Genomic DNA, 18,031 nt, shown 5'->3' with positions numbered 1-18,031 from the left:
TTTGAGGGGAGGTGACGACATTGGCAACAGTACTAGAGAGAGTAACAAAAGTAATCGTGGATCGTCTTGGAGTAGAAGAGAACGAAGTGAAACTTGAAGCTTCATTCACTGGTGACCTAGGAGCGGATTCTTTGGACGTGGTTGAATTGGTTATGGAACTTGAAGACGAATTCGACATGGAAATTTCTGACGAAGACGCGGAAGGCATGTCTACAGTAGGCGACGCAGTAACTTATATTGAGAAAAAACAAGCATAATATTTTTCGAAATATAGAGGGCTGTCAAATGAGCCGAAATATAAAGCCAATGAGGAAAAGGCCATGCTTTTTCTTCATTGGCTTTTTAATGCTTCCGCTGGCAAAAGAACAGAGACAGCACAGTTTATACATTTTTTGCACAATGCCTTGAAAAAAGGTAAAATTAAACGAAGAACGTCAAAGGAAGGCAGATAAAAGATGGCAATGAAAAAGAAAACCTACCCAGCAGAAAAACGGAACGCTAAAAGAAACGGAGCGTGCCGCATTTAATGAGCTGCAAGAACAATTGAATATCCATTTCAAGCAACCTGCATTGCTTTATCAAGCATTCACGCATTCATCTTATGTGAATGAGCATCGGAGAAGATATTATACAGACAATGAACGCCTGGAATTTTTAGGCGATGCTGTCTTGGAATTATCGGTATCCCATTACTTGTTTTCGAAATATCCACAAATGAGCGAAGGGGAATTGACCAAATTGCGAGCCGCAATCGTTTGTGAGCCTTCTTTGGTTTTGTTTGCCAATGAGTTGGACTTCGGCCAATATATTCTTCTTGGAAAAGGGGAAGAATTGACAGGAGGGCGTACTCGTCCAGCGCTTTTAGCGGATGTGTTTGAATCCTTTATCGGAGCTCTTTACTTGGATCAAGGGTTGGAGCCGGTAGTGGCATTTTTGGATATCGTCTTGTTTCCTAAAGTGGAAACCGGTGCTTTTTCGCATGTGATGGATTATAAAAGCCAATTGCAGGAGTTGGTGCAGCAAAAGAACAATGGTGCATTGAGCTATGAAATCATTGAAGAAAAAGGTCCAGCCCATAGCCGCATTTTCGTGACGCGGTGTCGCTGGCAGAGAAAGAATTAGGAATCGGAAATGGCCGCTCAAAAAAAGAGGCGGAACAACAAGCAGCTAAACTGGCAATCCAAAAATTGCAGGAAGCAGTGGAGGATCAATAATGTTTTTGAAAAGATTAGAAATTATGGGGTTCAAATCCTTTGCCGATCGCATCGGCATCGATTTTGTTCCAGGTGTAACCGCGGTAGTCGGCCCCAACGGCAGCGGAAAAAGCAATGTGACCGATGCCATCCGTTGGGTGCTCGGCGAACAATCCGCCAAATCATTGCGCGGGCGAAAATGGAAGATGTCATCTTCGGAGGCAGCGATTCAAGAAAAGCCCTGAATTTTGCAGAAGTTACGTTAATACTCGATAATACGGATGGCCGTTTCCCTCTCGATTACAGTGAGATCAGTGTAACTCGGAGGGTTTTTCGAAGTGGCGAAAGTGCGTATCTGCTCAATAAACAAAATTGCCGCTTAAAAGACATTACGGATTTGTTTATGGATTCCGGCCTTGGAAAAGAGGCTTTTTCAATCATTTCCCAGGGGCGCGTCGATCAAATCTTAAACAGCAAAGCAGAAGAACGCCGTTCGATTTTTGAAGAAGCGGCTGGTGTTTTGAAATACAAGCAGCGCAAACGAAAAGCGGAGCTGAAGCTGAATGAAACCGATGAAAACCTGAATCGTGTGCTCGATATCCTGCATGAGCTGGATAGCCGGATGGAGCCGCTTCAAATACAAGCTTCAACAGCGCGCGATTACCTGGATATGAGCGAGCAGCTGAAAGATGCAGATATTGCGCTATTGGCTTTTGATATTAGCCGCCTTGAAGAGGAAATGGCTTCACTGAAGGAAGATACAAAAAACCATTCAGAAAAAGAACAGCAATTGGGCCAGGAAATTGAAGAAAAAGAACAGGCAGTTAAAAAGATTCGCCGTTCATTAGCCCAATTGGATACTGAAATTGACGCTTCCCAAAACCGCTTAGTGCAAGCGAGCGGCGAAACTGAGAAATGGGAAGGCCGCAAATTATTGATGTCGGAAAAGAAGAACAACGCTCACCGGCAAGCGCAGCAGCTTCAAGATACATTAGCTGCTGAACAAGAGGAGAACAGTCAGCTGCAGCAAAAGCATGGGGCTCAATTGCACCTGTTGGAAGAACGCAAAGCCGAACAGCGAAAAGCCCAAATTGCTATCAAGCAATTGCAAGATCAATTAAACCGGACACCTGGGGATATCGAAGAAGACATCGAATCACAGAAATCGGTTTATATCGAATTGATGAATGAACAGGCGACAGTCCGGAACGAATTGAAAAACCTGGAACTTCAGGAATTGCAATTATCGGAATCGAGCAGCCGCATTGCTGTGCAGCAAGCGGACTTTTCGAAAGAACTTGCTAAACTGGAAACCGAGAAGGCCCATGCAGAAAAGAAACATCAAGAAATCCAAAAGCTTCTGGCTGAAAAACGGGCACTTTATAAAACGACAGAAAACACTTTTATGGAACTCAAAGCAGCATATGAGAAGAAGCAATCGATGCTTTTCCAAGCCTACCAGTCCCAGAAGCAATTAGGTGCGCGCATTCAGACTTTGCAGGAATTGGAGGCGGATTTCTCCGGGTTCTTCCAAGGCGTTCGTGAAGTGCTCGTCGCCCGCGATAAAGGCTTGCTCGATGGAATCGTTGGAGCTGTAGCGGAAATCGCACAAGTGGACCAAAGCTACGCAAAAGCGATTGAAACCGCTTTAGGGGCCTCGAGCCAGCATATCATTACCGAAAATGAGCAGCATGCCCGTTCAGCGATCGAATTCCTCCGCAATAAGCGGGCTGGACGTTCGACGTTCTTGCCGATGACGGTGATGAAATCCCGCAAAATTGCGGAGTCTTCCATTTCGGCCATCAAGCAGCATCCTTCGTTCGTCAACATGGCTTATGAGCTTGTCAGCTACGATCCGCATTACCAAATGATTATCGAAAACCTGCTCGGGAACGTCATTGTGGCAAAAGACTTAAAAGGGGCTTCGGCCATTTCTAAATTGACCATGAGCCGTTACCGTGTCGTCACCCTCGAAGGGGATGTTGTCAATGCCGGCGGTTCGATGACCGGCGGCGCCAATAAAACCGGGGCCTCGTTTTTCACGAGAAAAGCGGAGCTTGAGCAATTGATCCTTCAATCGGCTGAGCTTGCGGAAACCATCGTCCAGGCAGAGAAAACGGTGAGCCAAGAGCAGTCGCAAGTCCATGAAACGGAGCAGCACTTGAACAACCTGCGTTCTGAAGGTGAAAAATACCGTGATTTAGAAGCGGAACGCGCGATGACTTTGCGTGAAGTTGATGCCGTGTTGAAATCGACGAAGGACCGTTTTCGTTTATTCCAGGCAGAACAAAGCAATAAAGATTTTGATCTGACCGAAGTGGCGAAGCGAAAAGAAACAGCAGCTGAACGCCTCGGTGAAATCGGGGAAGAACTTGTTTCGGTTTCTTCCCAGATCGATGAATTGTCGTATTTCAAGCAGCAAAACGAAACAGCACGGGATGCTGTGATGGCAAAACTGGCTGACCAAAAATCTTTATACGCAGTCGTCAAAGAACGCGTATCCCAATTAGTCCAAAGCGAAGCGGAGCTTCTTGAGCGTAAATTGAAGAGCGACCGCAAATTGCAGGATCTTCAAAAAGAATTGGATTGGATTCAATCGGAAGAAGCCGCTAAGGTTTATTCGGATGAAGAGATCCTGGCAGAGATTTCAAAATGGTCCCAAAAGAAACAAGTGGAGCAAGCGGCTATCGAAGCTTTGAAGGCAGAACGCCTGGCGAGCCAAACAGAAATGAACGGGCTGGAGGAAAGTTTGAAAGAACTGCAGCGCCTCTATAAAGGCTTCGTCGAAGCGATTCGCATCTGTGAAGTGAAGTCGACTCGGATAGACGTTCAAATCCAAACTTTCCTTGCCCAATTGGAAAATGTTTATCAACTTTCACTGGAACAAGCGAAGCAATTCGATTTGAAAGATGAAGAAGAGAACGTCCGCAAGAAAGTGAAATTGCTGAAGCAATCAATCGAAGAATTAGGGCCGGTTAATATTGGAGCCATTGAAGAATTCGATCACGTATCTGAACGCCACACGTTCTTGACCGACCAGCGAAATGATTTGAACGAAGCGAAAGATACGCTGCGCACAGTGATCGGAGAAATGGATGAAGAAATGACTAGCCGTTTCGATGAAACATTCCATGCAATCCGCAAGCAGTTCCAGTGCGTTTTCAAAGAATTGTTCGGCGGCGGCGCAGCGGACCTCGTTTTGACCGATCCGAGCGATTTATTGATGACGGGTGTGGACATTATTGCACAGCCTCCTGGCAAAAAACTTCAAAACCTGAATTTATTGTCCGGAGGCGAACGGGCGTTGACGGCCATTGCGCTGTTATTTGCGATCTTGAAAGTCCGTCCCGTCCCGTTCTGCGTATTGGATGAAGTGGAGGCGGCGCTTGATGAGTCAAACGTTGTCCGCTACAGCCAGTATTTAAAGAAATTCAGCGAAGACACCCAATTCATCGTCATCACGCACCGCAAAGGGACGATGGAAGGCGCAGATGTGCTTTACGGCATCACGATGCAGGAGTCCGGGATTTCCAAACTGGTTTCTGTTAAGCTGCAGGAAGAAATTTAAAAAGGAGTGGTTTTGTGAGTTTCTTTAAAAAGTTAAAAGATAAATTTGCCGGCAACGCGGAAGCGGAAGAGTCGACAGAGAAATATAAAGAGGGGTTAACAAAAACCCGTACTGGATTTACCTCGAAAATCAATGATTTGGTAGCTAGATACCGCAAAGTGGATGAGGATTTCTTCGAGGAACTGGAAGAAATCCTGCTTCAGGCGGATGTCGGTTTTGAAACGGTCATGGAGTTGATGGATCAGCTGCGCTTTGAAGTGAAACGCCAAAACGTAAAAGATACATCACACGTCCAATCGGTCATCTCGGAGAAATTAGTGGAGATCTACCAAGGCGGCGAAGAAGAAATCAATGAACTGAAATTTGCTGATGGCTTAACGGTGATTTTGTTCGTCGGCGTAAACGGCGTCGGCAAGACGACGACAATCGGCAAATTGGCTCACCGCCTCAAAAATGAAGGGAAATCCGTGCTGCTTGCAGCCGGAGACACGTTCCGTGCAGGGGCAATTGAGCAATTGGATATTTGGGGTCAGCGCGTCGGCGTCGATGTCATCAAACAAAGCGAAGGCTCGGATCCTGCTGCTGTCATGTATGACGCTGTCCGTGCAGCAAAATCGCGCGGTGTCGATGTGCTGATCTGCGATACGGCAGGCCGCCTTCAAAACAAAGTCAATTTGATGAATGAACTGGAAAAAGTCCATCGTGTGATTTCGCGTGAAATCCCGGGAGCGCCGCATGAAGTGCTGTTGGCGCTTGATGCAACGACGGGCCAGAACGCTTTGGTGCAAGCACAGACCTTTAAAGAAGTGACGAACGTAACAGGGATTGTCCTGACAAAACTGGACGGTACGGCAAAAGGCGGCATCGTTTTAGCGATTCGCCAAAAGCTGAACATTCCGGTGAAGTTTGTCGGTCTTGGCGAGCAAATGAATGATTTGCAGCCGTTCGACCCGCAAAAATACGTTTACGGCCTATTTGCAGAAGGGCTTGATAAAGAAGAAGAGATGGAAGAGGCAGACAAGTAAAATTACTTGACGGAATATGGAGTTTTCAGTATTGTTGTCAGTAGAGCAGGTGAGGTGAGCAGCGATGATGGGATTGGAAAAAACGACACGCATGAATTATTTGTTTGATTTCTATCAGGAGTTGCTGACGCCCAAGCAACGGAGCTATATGATGCTCTATTATTTGGACGATCATTCATTAGGGGAAATAGCCGAGGCTTACGACATCACCAGGCAAGCGGTCTATGATAATATCCGCCGGACCGAAGCGATGCTTGAAGAGTACGAAGCGAAGCTGCAATTATTCGGGAAGTTCCAAAAGCGCCAGGAATTGGTTGCGGAATTTGAAAAAGAGCCGATTACAGAAGATCGTGTCCGGGAATTTCTCAATCAATTAAAAGAGTTGGATTAGGAGGCGGAAATAGTGGCATTTGAAGGCTTAGCTGAACGTCTGCAAGGCACCATCCAAAAGATCAAAGGCAAAGGGAAAGTGTCTGAAGCAGATGTAAAAGAAATGATGCGCGAAGTCCGCTTCGCATTAATCGAAGCGGATGTTAACTTAAAAGTAGTCAAAGAGTTCGTGAAGAAAGTCAGTGAACGCGCTGTTGGGCAAGACGTTATGCAAAGTTTAACGCCAGGCCAGCAGGTCGTTAAAATCGTTAAAGATGAATTGACGGAATTGATGGGCGGAGAACAAAGCAAGATCGAGTTCTCAACCAAACAGCCGACAGTGATTATGATGGTCGGCCTTCAAGGGGCCGGTAAAACGACGACGACCGGCAAACTTGCCAGCCAATTGCGCAAAAAGAACAACCGCAAGCCCCTATTGGTTGCAGCAGACGTCTATCGCCCAGCGGCGATCCAGCAATTGGAAACGATCGGCAAGCAATTGTCATTGCCGGTATTTTCAAAAGGCACAGATATCTCGCCCGTCGAGATTTCGCGCCAGGCAATCGAATATGCAAAACAAGAGCACTTGGATACGGTCATCATCGATACAGCCGGACGTCTTCACGTTGATGAAGATTTGATGCAGGAGCTGAAGGATATCCGTGCTTTGAAAGAACCGGATGAAATTTTCTTGGTCGTGGATTCCATGACCGGGCAAGATGCGGTCAATGTGGCGCAGAATTTCAATGATTCAATCGGCATCACCGGAGTCGTTTTGACGAAACTCGACGGCGATACGCGAGGCGGTGCTGCACTTTCCATCCGTTCGGTTACCCAGAAACCGATTAAATTTGTCGGTATGGGCGAAAAAATGGATGCGCTTGAACCGTTCCATCCAGAACGCATGGCTTCCCGTATTTTAGGCATGGGCGATATGCTGTCGTTGATTGAAAAGGCACAGTCGAATATTGATGAAGCAAAAGCGAAGGAAATGGAAGAGAAATTCCGGACGTCTTCATTTACATTCGATGATTTCCTTGATCAATTGACGCAAGTCAAACAGATGGGGCCGTTGGATGAAATTCTGAAAATGCTCCCAGGGGCGAATAAGATCAAAGGGCTTGAAAACGCGAAAGTGGATGAAAGCCAAATGGGGCGCGTCGAAGCGATTATCCGTTCGATGACCAAGCAGGAGAAAACTTCCCCTGAAATCATCAATGCAAACCGCCGCAAACGGATTGCACGGGGATCAGGCACGACGATCCAAGACGTCAACCGCCTTTTAAAGCAATTCGAAGACATGAAAAAGATGATGAAACAGATGTCTGGAATGAGTCAAAAAGGCAAAAAGAAGATGTCGATGCCTGGTTTGGATTCACTTTTTAAATAAATTTTCAGGTGTTAAGAAAAAATACTTTACAAACTATTTAAAGCTTGCTAATATAATATCTTGTGTGAAACTATTCGGAGGTGCTTTAAGAAATGGCAGTAAAAATTCGTTTGAAACGTATGGGAGCTAAAAAGTCTCCTTTTTACCGTATCGTAGTTGCTGATTCACGTGCTCCACGTGACGGCCGTCAAATCCAGACAGTAGGTACTTACAACCCGCTAACAGTTCCAGCTGAAGTGAAAATCGACGAAGAATTAGCGTTGAAATGGCTTCATGATGGTGCAAAACCATCTGACACTGTACGCAACTTGTTTTCTCAAAACGGCATTATGGAGAAATTCCATAACGAAAAATTAAGCAAGTAAGGGAGTTTTTCTTATGAAGCAGCTGATTGAAACGATTGTGAAACCGTTGGTTGATCATCCGGATGAAGTTCGAGTTGTAACAGACGAAAACGCAAGCCGTATCGTCTACAAGCTTTCCGTGCATCCAGAAGATACAGGGAAAGTGATCGGTAAACAAGGGCGTGTTGCGAAAGCGATTCGTTCAGTGGTCTATTCAGCAGCAGGCAATTATCATAAGAAAAAAACTTACGTCGATATTGTGGATTAACAAAAAGGGAGGAGCCTAGGTTCCTTCCTTTTTTGCAGCCAAAACCGAAGTGGAAGGGTGTTTTAGCGTGAAGTGGTTTAATGTAGGGAAAATCGTCAATACGCATGGCATTCGCGGCGAGGTCCGGGTCATGTCCCGAACTGATTTTCCGGAAGAGCGTTTTGCGGTTGGCACAAAGCTGGGCTTATTCAAGCCAGACGCCAAAAAACCGATCATGGTGAAGATTGCAAGCCATCGTCAGCATAAGAATTTTGAGTTGGTGACTTTTGAAGGGTATCCGAACATCAATGATGTGCAGGAATTCAAAGAATCCTATTTGCGGATCGCTGAACATGATCTGACCGAATTGGAAGACGATGCCTATTACCATCATGAGATTTTGGAATGCACCGTATTTTCAACTGAAGGCGAAGAAATCGGCACCGTCACAGAAATTCTGGAAACAGGAGCAAATGATGTATGGGAAGTCACGCCGAAAACAGGCAAGAAGCATTACATCCCTTATATCGAAGATGTCGTAAAAGAAATCGATATTGATGAAAAGAAAATCGTCATCGAAGTATTGGAAGGCTTGTTATCGTGATGAATATACATGTGCTTTCTTTATTTCCGCCGATGTTCGAAGGCGTTTTCCAACAATCTATTTTGAAAAAAGCCCAAGAAAAAAGTGCGGTTTCGCTGGAAATCGTCGATATCCGGGAATTTGCGGACAATAAACGCCAAGTGGACGATTATCCGTTTGGCGGAGGAGCCGGAATGGTGTTGAAGCCGGAGCCGATTTTTAATGCGGTGGAAACCGTGGCAAAAGAACGCAAACCCGCGTTATTCTCATGTGTCCACAAGGCGAGCGCTTTACGCAGGCAAAAGCGGAAGAGCTTTCTAAAGAAGAGGAATTGATTTTCATCTGCGGCCATTATGAAGGATATGATGAACGGATCCGCGAGCATTTGGTGACGGATGAAATTTCAATCGGCGATTTTGTGCTGACTGGCGGGGAACTGGCAGCAATGACTGTGATCGACAGCGTCGTCAGACTTCTTCCAGGGGTGCTGGGGAACTCGGATTCCCCTGTTAAGGATTCGTTCTCTACCGGGATGCTGGAGCATCCGCAATACACCCGTCCGGCAGAATTCCGGGGCTGGAAGGTGCCGGCTGTTTTAACTTCAGGAAATCATGCGAAAGTGGATGAGTGGAGAGAGCAGCAAAGCTTGCTGCGGACGTTGGAGCGGCGACCGGATTTATTGGAAAAACTTGAATTGACGCCGAAGCAAGAAAAGCTTTTAGAAGCATTGAAAAATAAAAAATGATAAGCAGATTTTCTCTTGCAGAACAAAAGATTTGGTGGTACTATGGAGTCTGTACTTTTATGTGAAGTACAGGATCACGGTGTTCCGCTGCAACAATCAATTGTGTGCAAGAGCATCTGTAGAAGGAGAGAAAAAAACATGCAAAACATTATTGCAGACATTACAAAAGAACAACTTCGTACGGATCTTCCAGATTTCCGTCCGGGAGACACTGTTCGTGTACACGTGAAAGTTGTCGAGGGAACTCGCGAACGTATCCAGGTATACGAAGGAGTCGTAATTGGTCGCCGTGGAGGCGGAATCAGTGAATCATTCACTGTCCGTAAAATCTCTTATGGTGTTGGTGTTGAACGTACATTCCCTGTACACACACCAAAAATTGCACAGCTTGAAGTTACTCGCCGTGGTAAAGTACGTCGTGCGAAATTGTACTACTTGCGCAACCTACGCGGTAAAGCAGCACGCATCAAAGAAATTCGATAAGATTGCACTAATGAAAGAGGGCGAATTCGCCCTCTTTCTTTTTGCTTATTAAAAGAAATTGTTGATCGAGAACTAGTGTGGGCGGAGGGTGTTTGCGCTTTTTGTGTCCAGCTGCAACGACCAGCCTCTCGAGGTCTTAAGTCGTCTCGCCTGTGCGGCAAAAACCGCCGCTTCGGCAATCCGCCTTAAGCTTGTCGAGGCTAGACGGCCGTTTCCGCTTTTCTTAGTGTCCAGCTGCGACGCCTAGCCGCTCGAGGTCGCTTCAGTCTTCTCGGCAATGGCAAAAGACCGCCATTACCGCCAAGACTTCCAGCGCTTGTCGCGGCTGACAAGGCGTCTCCGCTTTTCTTTGTCTTTGCTAAAAGTTTATTATCCTTGTACAATTAAAACAGAAAGTTTAGGGAGGAACATGGATGGAACGTGAAGCGAAGAAAAAAAACGAGGTTTGGGAATGGTCTAAAGCTTTACTGATCGCGTTCGGTATTGCTGCAATTATCCGCTTTTTCTTTTTCACTCCGATTGTGGTGGACGGAGAGTCCATGATGCCGACTTTGGAGCATGGGGACCGGATGATTGTCAATAAGATTGGATACATTGTCGGAGAGCCGGACAGATTCGATATTATCGTTTTCCATGCACCGGAACAAAAAGACTACATTAAACGGATCATCGGGATGCCGGGCGACCATATCGCTTACGAGGAAGATCAATTATACATTAACGGAGAAGCGGTCGATGAGCCTTATTTAGATGAGTATAAACAAGGCATTACTGGAACTTTAACAGAAGACTTTACTTTAGAAGAGAAGATTAACCAAAGTACGATCCCGGAAGGCTATGTGTTCGTAATGGGCGATAACCGGAGGGCCAGCAAAGACAGCCGCCATATCGGAATTGTTCCGATTGACGAAGTCATTGGCAGTACAAATTTCGTGTTCTGGCCAGTGGCAGAAGCAGGGGTTATTAATTAAGGAGTGTTTTTAATGACGATACAATGGTTTCCTGGGCATATGGCCAAAGCCAGAAGAGAAGTTACGGAAAAACTGAAACTGGTTGATATCATTTTCGAACTTGTGGATGCCCGGTTGCCTTTATCTTCGCGAAATCCAATGATTGATCAAGTGATTCAGCAAAAACCCCGTTTGATCATATTAAACAAAATGGACATGGCAGATGATGTTGAAACCAAAAAATGGATTCGATATTTTGAAGATCAAGGAACAAGAGCCGTTGCCATCAATTCACTTGAAGGCAAAGGACTGCAATTGGTTACAAAAGCTTCAAAAGAAATTCTTGCGGAAAAATGGGATCGGATGATTGCTAAAGGCATTAAGCCCCGCGCCATCCGTGCCATGATCGTTGGGATCCCGAACGTCGGGAAATCGACGCTCATTAACCGCCTTTCCAAAAAAAGCTTAGCGAAAACCGGCAATATGCCTGGAGTCACAAAAGCGCAGCAATGGATCAAAGTAGGCAAGGAAATCGAATTGCTCGATACGCCGGGGATCCTCTGGCCGAAATTTGAAGATCCGGAAATCGGTTTTAAGCTGGCCGTAACCGGTGCAATCAAGGACTCAGTCATCCAAATGCAGGAGCTGGCGATTTATTCATTGAACTTTCTGGAGCAGCGCTACCCAGAGCGTCTGTTGGAAAGATACGGAATTGAACAGGTAGATGAAGAGATTGTCGATACTTTCGATAAAATCGGCAAGAAAAGAAGATGCTTAACGAATGATGGTGAAGTGGACTATGAAATGACCGCAGAAATCATCGTGCGCGATATCCGGAATCAGCATCTCGGGAAAATCACTTTCGATTACAAAGACGAAATGATTACGGAAGAGGAAGAATGATTCCAAACATGAAAGGCTGTTCTCAAGCAATTGGGCACAGCCTTTTCTTTTGCCGTTTAACCGGAAACAACTATTCAGAAAGAAGTTGAGAACATGCAGAAAATTAATGACATCAAAGCAAAATTAGCCGCATTGGAAGAATGGGACGCGTGGATGGATGAACTGCAAAAAGATGAGCGGAAAAGCGTTCAAGCCTTATTGAAAACATGGCAGCGGAAAAAAGAAGCCAAGTTGAAGCTGATGCAGAATCATGGTGCAAAATTGGCTTTTGATGAATCATTCAGAAGCCATCCGCAGGCATTGGTTGCCGGAATCGATGAAGCAGGGCGGGGACCGCTTGCGGACCAGTCGTTACAGCAGCCGTTATCTTGCCGGAAGATTGTACAGCTCTTGTAGGGCTTGACGATTCTAAAAAATTATCAAAAGCGAAGCGGAATCATTTTGCTGAAATTATTAAAGAAATAGCGGTGAGCTATGCGGTTCATAGCCAATCGCCAGAAGCGATCGACCGCCTGAATATTTATCAGGCAACGAAAGAATCCATGACAGCAGCGGCTCGATCCCTCACTCCGCAGCCACACATTATTTTAGCGGATGCAATGAAGCTGAATACTGACCAGCCTTGCGAATCCATTATCAAAGGCGATGCGAAAAGTTTGGCGATCGCAGCCGCTTCCATATTGGCAAAAACAGGGCGGGACGCCATCATGGACCAATACGCCAAAGAATATCCGGAGTATGGCTTCGAACATCATGCAGGATACGGCACAAAAGAGCATTTGGCGGCGCTTGCGCAATACGGGGCAACTCCGATCCACCGCAAAACTTTCGAGCCGATCAAGTCGATGCGTCTGAAAAAACCGTTATAAACATTAAATTGGATTTTGAATAGTCTAAGTTTTTAGGGCGATAATCATCAACTGTGGACATTCGATGACAACTTTAATACAATGGTAGAGGCAATAAAATTACGAGACAGATGTTTGATTGGAGGATGACAGATGAATATCCATGAATATCAGGGAAAACAAATCCTAAAGCAATATGGAGTATCAGTTCCTGAAGGCCATGTAGCTTTTTCTCCGGAAGAAGCAGTGAAAGCGGCTAAAGAACTTGGTACAGATGTTGTTGTGGTGAAAGCCCAAATCCACGCAGGTGGCCGCGGTAAAGCCGGCGGAGTTAAACTTGCGAAGAACTTGGATGAAGTGCGTACATATGCGAAGGAACTACTTGGCAAAGTGTTAGTTACGCATCAAACAGGTCCCGAAGGCAAAGAAGTGAAACGCTTGTACATTGAAGCGGGAAGCGATATCCAAAAAGAATACTACCTTGGTTTAGTACTAGACCGCGAAACTTCTCGCGTAACTCTTATGGGTTCTGAAGAAGGCGGAATGGATATCGAGGAAGTAGCAGCAAATACTCCGGAACGCCTTTTCTATGAAGAAATCGATCCGGTTGTAGGACTTACTGGTTTCCAAGCTCGCCGCATGGCATTCAACATGAATATCCCGGCTAAATTGGTAAACAAAGCAGCTAAACTTATGCTTGGTTTGTATCAAGCATACGTGGATACAGATGCAGCCATCGTTGAAATCAACCCATTAGTGGTGACTGGAGACGGACAAGTAGTAGCATTGGATGCGAAATTCAACTTTGATGCAAACGCTCTTTACCGTCATCAGGACGTTATGGAAATGCGCGACTACGACGAAGAAGATGCGAAAGAAATTGAAGCTTCTAAGTATGACTTAAGCTACATTTCTTTAGATGGGAATATCGGCTGTATGGTTAACGGCGCCGGACTTGCTATGGCAACAATGGATACGATCAACTACTACGGCGGAACACCCGCTAACTTCCTTGACGTTGGGGGCGGTGCCACTGCTGAGAAAGTAACGGAAGCTTTCAAAATCATTCTTTCAGATCAGAATGTAAAAGGAATTTTCGTTAACATTTTCGGCGGTATCATGAAGTGCGACATCATCGCAGAAGGCGTTATCCAAGCAGCTAAAGAAGTTAGCTTGAATGTACCTTTAGTCGTTCGTCTTGAAGGAACAAACGTAGAATTAGGTAAAAAACTGCTGAACGAATCAGGTCTTGATATTGTCGCAGCCGGCACAATGGCAGAAGGCGCTAAAAAGATCGTAGAACTTGTAGGCTAAGAAGGGCAGGGACAAAAATGAGTGTATATATTAACAAAGACACGAAAGTACTTGTGCAGGGAATTACAGGGTCAACTGCCCTTTTCCACACAAAACAAATGCTTGAATACGGAACGAAAATCGTTGCTGGTGTAACACCGGGCAAAGGCGGAACTGAAGTAGAAGGCGTACCTGTCTTCAACACTGTTCAAGATGCCGTTAAAGCTACTGGCGCAAACGTATCTGTAATTTACGTACCAGCTCCTTTTGCTGCTGATGCGATTCTCGAAGCTGTCGATGCTGACCTTGATATGGCGATCTGCATCACTGAGCACATTCCAGTATTGGATATGGTAAAAGTGAAGCGCTATATGGAAGGCAAGAAGACACGTTTAGTTGGACCGAACTGCCCAGGCGTCATCACACCTGACGAGTGCAAAATCGGTATCATGCCAGGCTATATCCATAAAAAAGGACATGTCGGCGTAGTTTCGCGTTCTGGTACTTTAACGTATGAAGCGACTCACCAATTGTCTGAAGAAGGCATCGGCCAGTCTACTGCAGTCGGAATCGGCGGAGATCCAGTAAACGGCACGAACTTCATCGACGTATTGAAAGCTTTCAACGAAGACGAAGATACGTATGCTGTAGTTATGATCGGTGAAATCGGCGGAACAGCAGAAGAAGAGGCTGCTGCGTGGGTGAAAGCCAACATGACGAAGCCTGTAGTCGGCTTTATCGGCGGACAAACTGCTCCAGAAGGAAAACGTATGGGCCATGCCGGTGCGATCATTTCTGGCGGTAAAGGAACTGCTGCAGACAAGATTAAAGCGATGAACGAAGCTGGAATCGAAGTTGCGGACACTCCATCTGTAATTGGCGAAACTTTGATCAAAGTGATCAAAGAAAAAGGCCTTTACGACAAATGTAAGACTCATTAATAAATAGAATAAGGCGCATCTTTTGGATGCGCCTTATTTTTTTACAGAAAAATAGAGGAGGAAGCAAATGACTGAAGAATTTTTGCAGCGATTCTATGCACTTCATTATGTTTATCCAAAACCATTAAACCGGATCTTGCGCCTAATGGAAGACGATCCTGAACTGGGCCTTTTGAGAAACAGGCCATTGAATGAATGGTCAGTATTGCTTGGAATTTCAATGACTCAAGCTGCGTCATTGAAAAAAGCATACACGGATTCTTTGCATATTCCTTTTGACGAACTTTATAAAAAACATAAGATAACCCCCATATCTTATTTCCACTCCCATTACCCCGAAAGTTTGCTGGATTTGATCGACCCGCCAGCCATCCTGTATGCAAAAGGCGATGCTTCCCTGCTTTTAGCGCCTTTTAAAATAGCCATAATCGGTTCCAGAAAAGCTACTGGCTACTCACGGGCAGCCATAAAGACCTTGCTTCCGCCTTTGATTGCGAAAAAAACCGTTATTGTCAGCGGACTCGCGGTCGGTGCAGATGCAATGGCCCATCAAGCGGTTATCGACAATGGCGGCCGGACCATTGCAGTGACCGGCAGCGGTTTTTTGAACCCCTATCCAAAAGAAAATCTGCCGCTCAATAATATAATAGAAGAAACCCATTTAGTAATAACGGAGTACCCTCCCTATATGCAGCCGCTAAGATGGAATTTTCCGATGAGAAATCGCATCATTAGTGGGTTGTCAAAAGGGGTTATTGTGACTGAAGCAAAAGTGAAGAGTGGAACTATGAGTACAATAGAACATGCACTGGAGCATGGCAGAGACGTTTTTGCGATTCCAGGCGATATTTACTCACCTTTATCTGCAGGACCCCATAAACTCATCGCAGAAGGCGCTGTACCGCTATGGGACGGGGTGCGAGTACTGGAAGAATACCCCCAACTTACAGAGGATTTATAACTAAGCAAAATGAAAAACCTTGCATTCCGACAAAAACTGTTATACATTTTGCATCAGGTAATTCTTTTATTCATTTTAAGAAACCTCTATGAGGAGGAATATTCATGTCGGATTATTTAGTGATTGTAGAATCGCCGGCTAAAGCGAAAACAATCGAACGTTATTTAGGGAAAAAGTATAAAGTCCGGGCTTCACTTGGCCATTTGCGGGATCTTCCCCGCAGCCAGATGGGTGTGGATGTTGAAAATAATTATGAACCGCGTTATATCACCATTAGAGGCAAAGGCCCCATTTTGCAGGATTTGAAAAAAGAAGCAAAAAAAGCGAAGAAAGTCTTTCTCGCAGCTGACCCGGATCGCGAAGGGGAAGCAATTGCGTGGCATTTGGCAAATGCGCTCGGAGTAGACCAGACAACGGAATGCCGAGTAGTATTCAATGAAATTACAAAAGATGCCATTAAAGAATCATTCAAACATCCGCGAAAAATCGACATGGATTTGGTGGATGCACAGCAAGCGAGACGGATATTAGACCGTTTAGTGGGTTATAGCATCAGCCCGATCCTGTGGAAAAAAGTGAAAAAAGGCTTATCGGCAGGGCGTGTTCAATCCGTCGCTTTGCGTTTGATCATCGATCGGGAAAATGAAATCAAAAATTTCGAGCCCGAAGAGTACTGGTCCATTACAGGCGAGTTTGAAAAAGCGAAGAAGAAATTCGAAGCGCAGTATTATGGCTCTGCCACTGAAAAAATGAAATTACAAAACGAAGAAGATGTAAAAGCTGTCATGGCTTCGATGAAAGATAAGAAGTTCACTGTGAACCGCGTTGTGAAAAAAGAAAGAAAGAGAAATCCTTCCCCTTCTTTTACAACTTCATCCCTCCAACAGGAAGCAGCCCGCAAATTAAACTTCCGTGCGAAGAAAACGATGATGTTAGCACAGCAATTATATGAAGGCATCGCAGTCGGTAAAGAAGGGATCACAGGTTTGATCACGTATATGCGAACCGATTCAACCCGGATTTCCGAAACGGCCAAAAAAGATGCATTGGATTTTATTACAAGCAATTACGGAGACGATTATGTAACTAAGACCACTGCCGCTAAACAATCAGCCAAATCACAGGACGCCCATGAAGCGGTCCGTCCGACCAGTGTGATGCGGACACCGGAATCGTTGAAAAGCATTTTGTCCCGTGATTTATACCGATTGTATAAATTGATTTGGGACCGTTTCGTCGCGAGCCAAATGTCACCGGCTATCTTAGATACAGTGATGGCTGAACTGCAAAACGGAGAAGCGGTCTTCCGTGCAAATGGATCCCAAGTGAAGTTCCCGGGATTCATGAAACTCTATATTGAAGGCACGGATGATCAGACTGAAGATAAAGACAATATTTTGCCCGATATGGCAGAAGGTGATATTGTAGAAGCTGTCACAATTGATCCGAAACAGCATTTTACTCAGCCGCCGCCGCGTTATACGGAAGCCCGTTTAGTCCGCACCTTGGAAGAATTGGGAATAGGCCGGCCATCAACATATGCTCCGACATTGGATACGATTCAAAAACGAGGGTATGTGGCATTGGATGCGAAACGATTTATCCCGACAGAACTCGGAGAAATCGTCCACGGTCTGGTTAGTGAATTTTTTCCGGATATCTTGAATATTGAGTTTACCGCGAAAATGGAAAATGACTTGGACAGTGTAGAAGAAGGCGATATCGACTGGCGCGCCATCATTGATGTATTCTTCAAGGATTTTGAAAAAGATCTCGAAGTCGCTGAAAATGAAATGGAGAAAGTCCAGATTAAAGATGAGCCTGCAGGAGAAGATTGTGAAGTGTGCGGTTCAGCTATGGTCTTTAAGCTTGGCCGGTACGGCAAATTCATGGCTTGCAGCAATTTCCCGGAATGCCGGAATACAAAAGCGATCGTCAAGCATATCGGCGTCACATGCCCGACCTGCAAAGAAGGCGAAATCGTGGAACGCAAAAGCAAGAAACGCCGAATTTTCTATGGCTGTGAACGCTATCCGGAATGCGACTTTGTTTCTTGGGATAAACCCATCGAACGGCCGTGTCCGAAATGCAGTGAGCTGCTTGTCGAAAAGAAAGTCAAAAAAGGCGTGCAGATCAATTGTACAAGCTGTGATTACAAAGAAGAAGTTCAATAATAAACAGAGGTGTT

At 45.3% G+C, this 18,031-nt stretch carries 16 protein-coding genes and 3 pseudogenes; all 19 read left to right on the top strand.

Annotated elements, in window-relative coordinates; all coding sequences use genetic code 11:
- The first annotated feature begins 20 nt into the window (after positions 1-20).
- Positions 21-257: an acyl carrier protein gene (locus tag L0M13_RS11225; protein ID WP_235196588.1), complete on the top strand. Its 237-nt coding sequence runs from the start codon at positions 21-23 to the stop codon at positions 255-257.
- A 274-nt stretch (positions 258-531) separates the two neighbouring features.
- A pseudogene (gene rnc, locus L0M13_RS11220) lies at positions 532-1,214 on the top strand (ribonuclease III).
- Positions 1,132-4,761, top strand: a pseudogene (smc, locus tag L0M13_RS11215) (chromosome segregation protein SMC); the annotation flags it as partial. The pseudogenes rnc and smc, both read left to right, overlap by 83 nt.
- Positions 4,762-4,775: 14 nt before the next feature.
- Positions 4,776-5,786, top strand: coding sequence for a signal recognition particle-docking protein FtsY (ftsY, locus tag L0M13_RS11210; protein WP_235196587.1), 1,011 nt, complete (start codon positions 4,776-4,778; stop codon positions 5,784-5,786).
- Positions 5,787-5,853: 67 nt separating this feature from the next.
- Positions 5,854-6,177 carry a putative DNA-binding protein gene (locus L0M13_RS11205; RefSeq protein WP_235196586.1) on the top strand — a complete coding sequence of 108 codons (324 nt, stop codon included), beginning with the start codon at positions 5,854-5,856 and terminating at the stop codon, positions 6,175-6,177.
- 12 nt (positions 6,178-6,189) lie between these two features.
- Positions 6,190-7,545 carry a signal recognition particle protein gene (gene ffh / locus L0M13_RS11200; RefSeq protein ID WP_235196585.1) on the top strand — a complete coding sequence of 452 codons (1,356 nt, stop codon included), beginning with the start codon at positions 6,190-6,192 and terminating at the stop codon, positions 7,543-7,545.
- A gap of 92 nt (positions 7,546-7,637) precedes the next feature.
- Positions 7,638-7,910: a 30S ribosomal protein S16 gene (gene rpsP, locus L0M13_RS11195; protein WP_052651220.1), complete on the top strand. Its 273-nt coding sequence runs from the start codon at positions 7,638-7,640 to the stop codon at positions 7,908-7,910.
- 13 nt (positions 7,911-7,923) lie between these two features.
- Positions 7,924-8,157 (top strand): KH domain-containing protein, encoded by a 234-nt coding sequence (locus L0M13_RS11190; RefSeq protein ID WP_235196584.1) that lies wholly within the window; start codon positions 7,924-7,926, stop codon positions 8,155-8,157.
- A 67-nt stretch (positions 8,158-8,224) separates the two neighbouring features.
- Positions 8,225-8,740, top strand: a complete 516-nt coding sequence (rimM, locus tag L0M13_RS11185) for a ribosome maturation factor RimM (protein WP_235196583.1) — start codon at positions 8,225-8,227, stop codon at positions 8,738-8,740.
- Positions 8,740-9,464 (top strand): annotated as a pseudogene (trmD, locus tag L0M13_RS11180) (tRNA (guanosine(37)-N1)-methyltransferase TrmD). Before rimM ends, trmD begins: the two are co-directional and overlap by 1 nt.
- A gap of 138 nt (positions 9,465-9,602) precedes the next feature.
- On the top strand, positions 9,603-9,947 hold the full coding sequence (gene rplS / locus L0M13_RS11175) for a 50S ribosomal protein L19 (RefSeq protein WP_204892511.1): 345 nt from the start codon (positions 9,603-9,605) through the stop codon (positions 9,945-9,947).
- Positions 9,948-10,360: 413 nt separating this feature from the next.
- Positions 10,361-10,918 carry a signal peptidase I gene (lepB, locus tag L0M13_RS11170; RefSeq protein ID WP_235196582.1) on the top strand — a complete coding sequence of 186 codons (558 nt, stop codon included), beginning with the start codon at positions 10,361-10,363 and terminating at the stop codon, positions 10,916-10,918.
- 12 nt (positions 10,919-10,930) lie between these two features.
- A complete protein-coding gene (ylqF, locus tag L0M13_RS11165; protein WP_235196581.1) occupies positions 10,931-11,800 on the top strand; it encodes a ribosome biogenesis GTPase YlqF in 870 nt (289 codons plus the stop codon).
- Positions 11,801-11,893: 93 nt separating this feature from the next.
- The gene (locus L0M13_RS18745) at positions 11,894-12,196 is read left to right on the top strand and encodes a hypothetical protein (RefSeq protein WP_397443482.1); all 303 of its coding nucleotides are present in this window, start codon (positions 11,894-11,896) and stop codon (positions 12,194-12,196) included.
- Positions 12,169-12,669 carry a ribonuclease HII gene (locus L0M13_RS18740; protein ID WP_397443481.1) on the top strand — a complete coding sequence of 167 codons (501 nt, stop codon included), beginning with the start codon at positions 12,169-12,171 and terminating at the stop codon, positions 12,667-12,669. The genes L0M13_RS18745 and L0M13_RS18740 overlap by 28 nt, the downstream gene beginning before the upstream one ends.
- A 132-nt stretch (positions 12,670-12,801) precedes the next feature.
- The gene (sucC, locus tag L0M13_RS11155) at positions 12,802-13,962 is read left to right on the top strand and encodes an ADP-forming succinate--CoA ligase subunit beta (RefSeq protein WP_235196580.1); all 1,161 of its coding nucleotides are present in this window, start codon (positions 12,802-12,804) and stop codon (positions 13,960-13,962) included.
- Positions 13,963-13,979: 17 nt separating this feature from the next.
- The gene (gene sucD, locus L0M13_RS11150; RefSeq protein ID WP_052651236.1) at positions 13,980-14,882 is read left to right on the top strand and encodes a succinate--CoA ligase subunit alpha; all 903 of its coding nucleotides are present in this window, start codon (positions 13,980-13,982) and stop codon (positions 14,880-14,882) included.
- A 67-nt stretch (positions 14,883-14,949) separates the two neighbouring features.
- Positions 14,950-15,843, top strand: a complete 894-nt coding sequence (gene dprA / locus L0M13_RS11145; protein ID WP_235196579.1) for a DNA-processing protein DprA — start codon at positions 14,950-14,952, stop codon at positions 15,841-15,843.
- Between the two features lie 104 nt (positions 15,844-15,947).
- Positions 15,948-18,017, top strand: coding sequence for a type I DNA topoisomerase (gene topA, locus L0M13_RS11140; RefSeq protein WP_235196578.1), 2,070 nt, complete (start codon positions 15,948-15,950; stop codon positions 18,015-18,017).
- Positions 18,018-18,031 lie beyond the last annotated feature (14 nt).

It is taken from the genome of Planococcus sp. 107-1 (assembly GCF_021513255.1).
Lineage (GTDB): Bacteria > Bacillota > Bacilli > Bacillales_A > Planococcaceae > Planococcus.
This window is presented reverse-complemented; position numbering and strand designations above follow the sequence as displayed.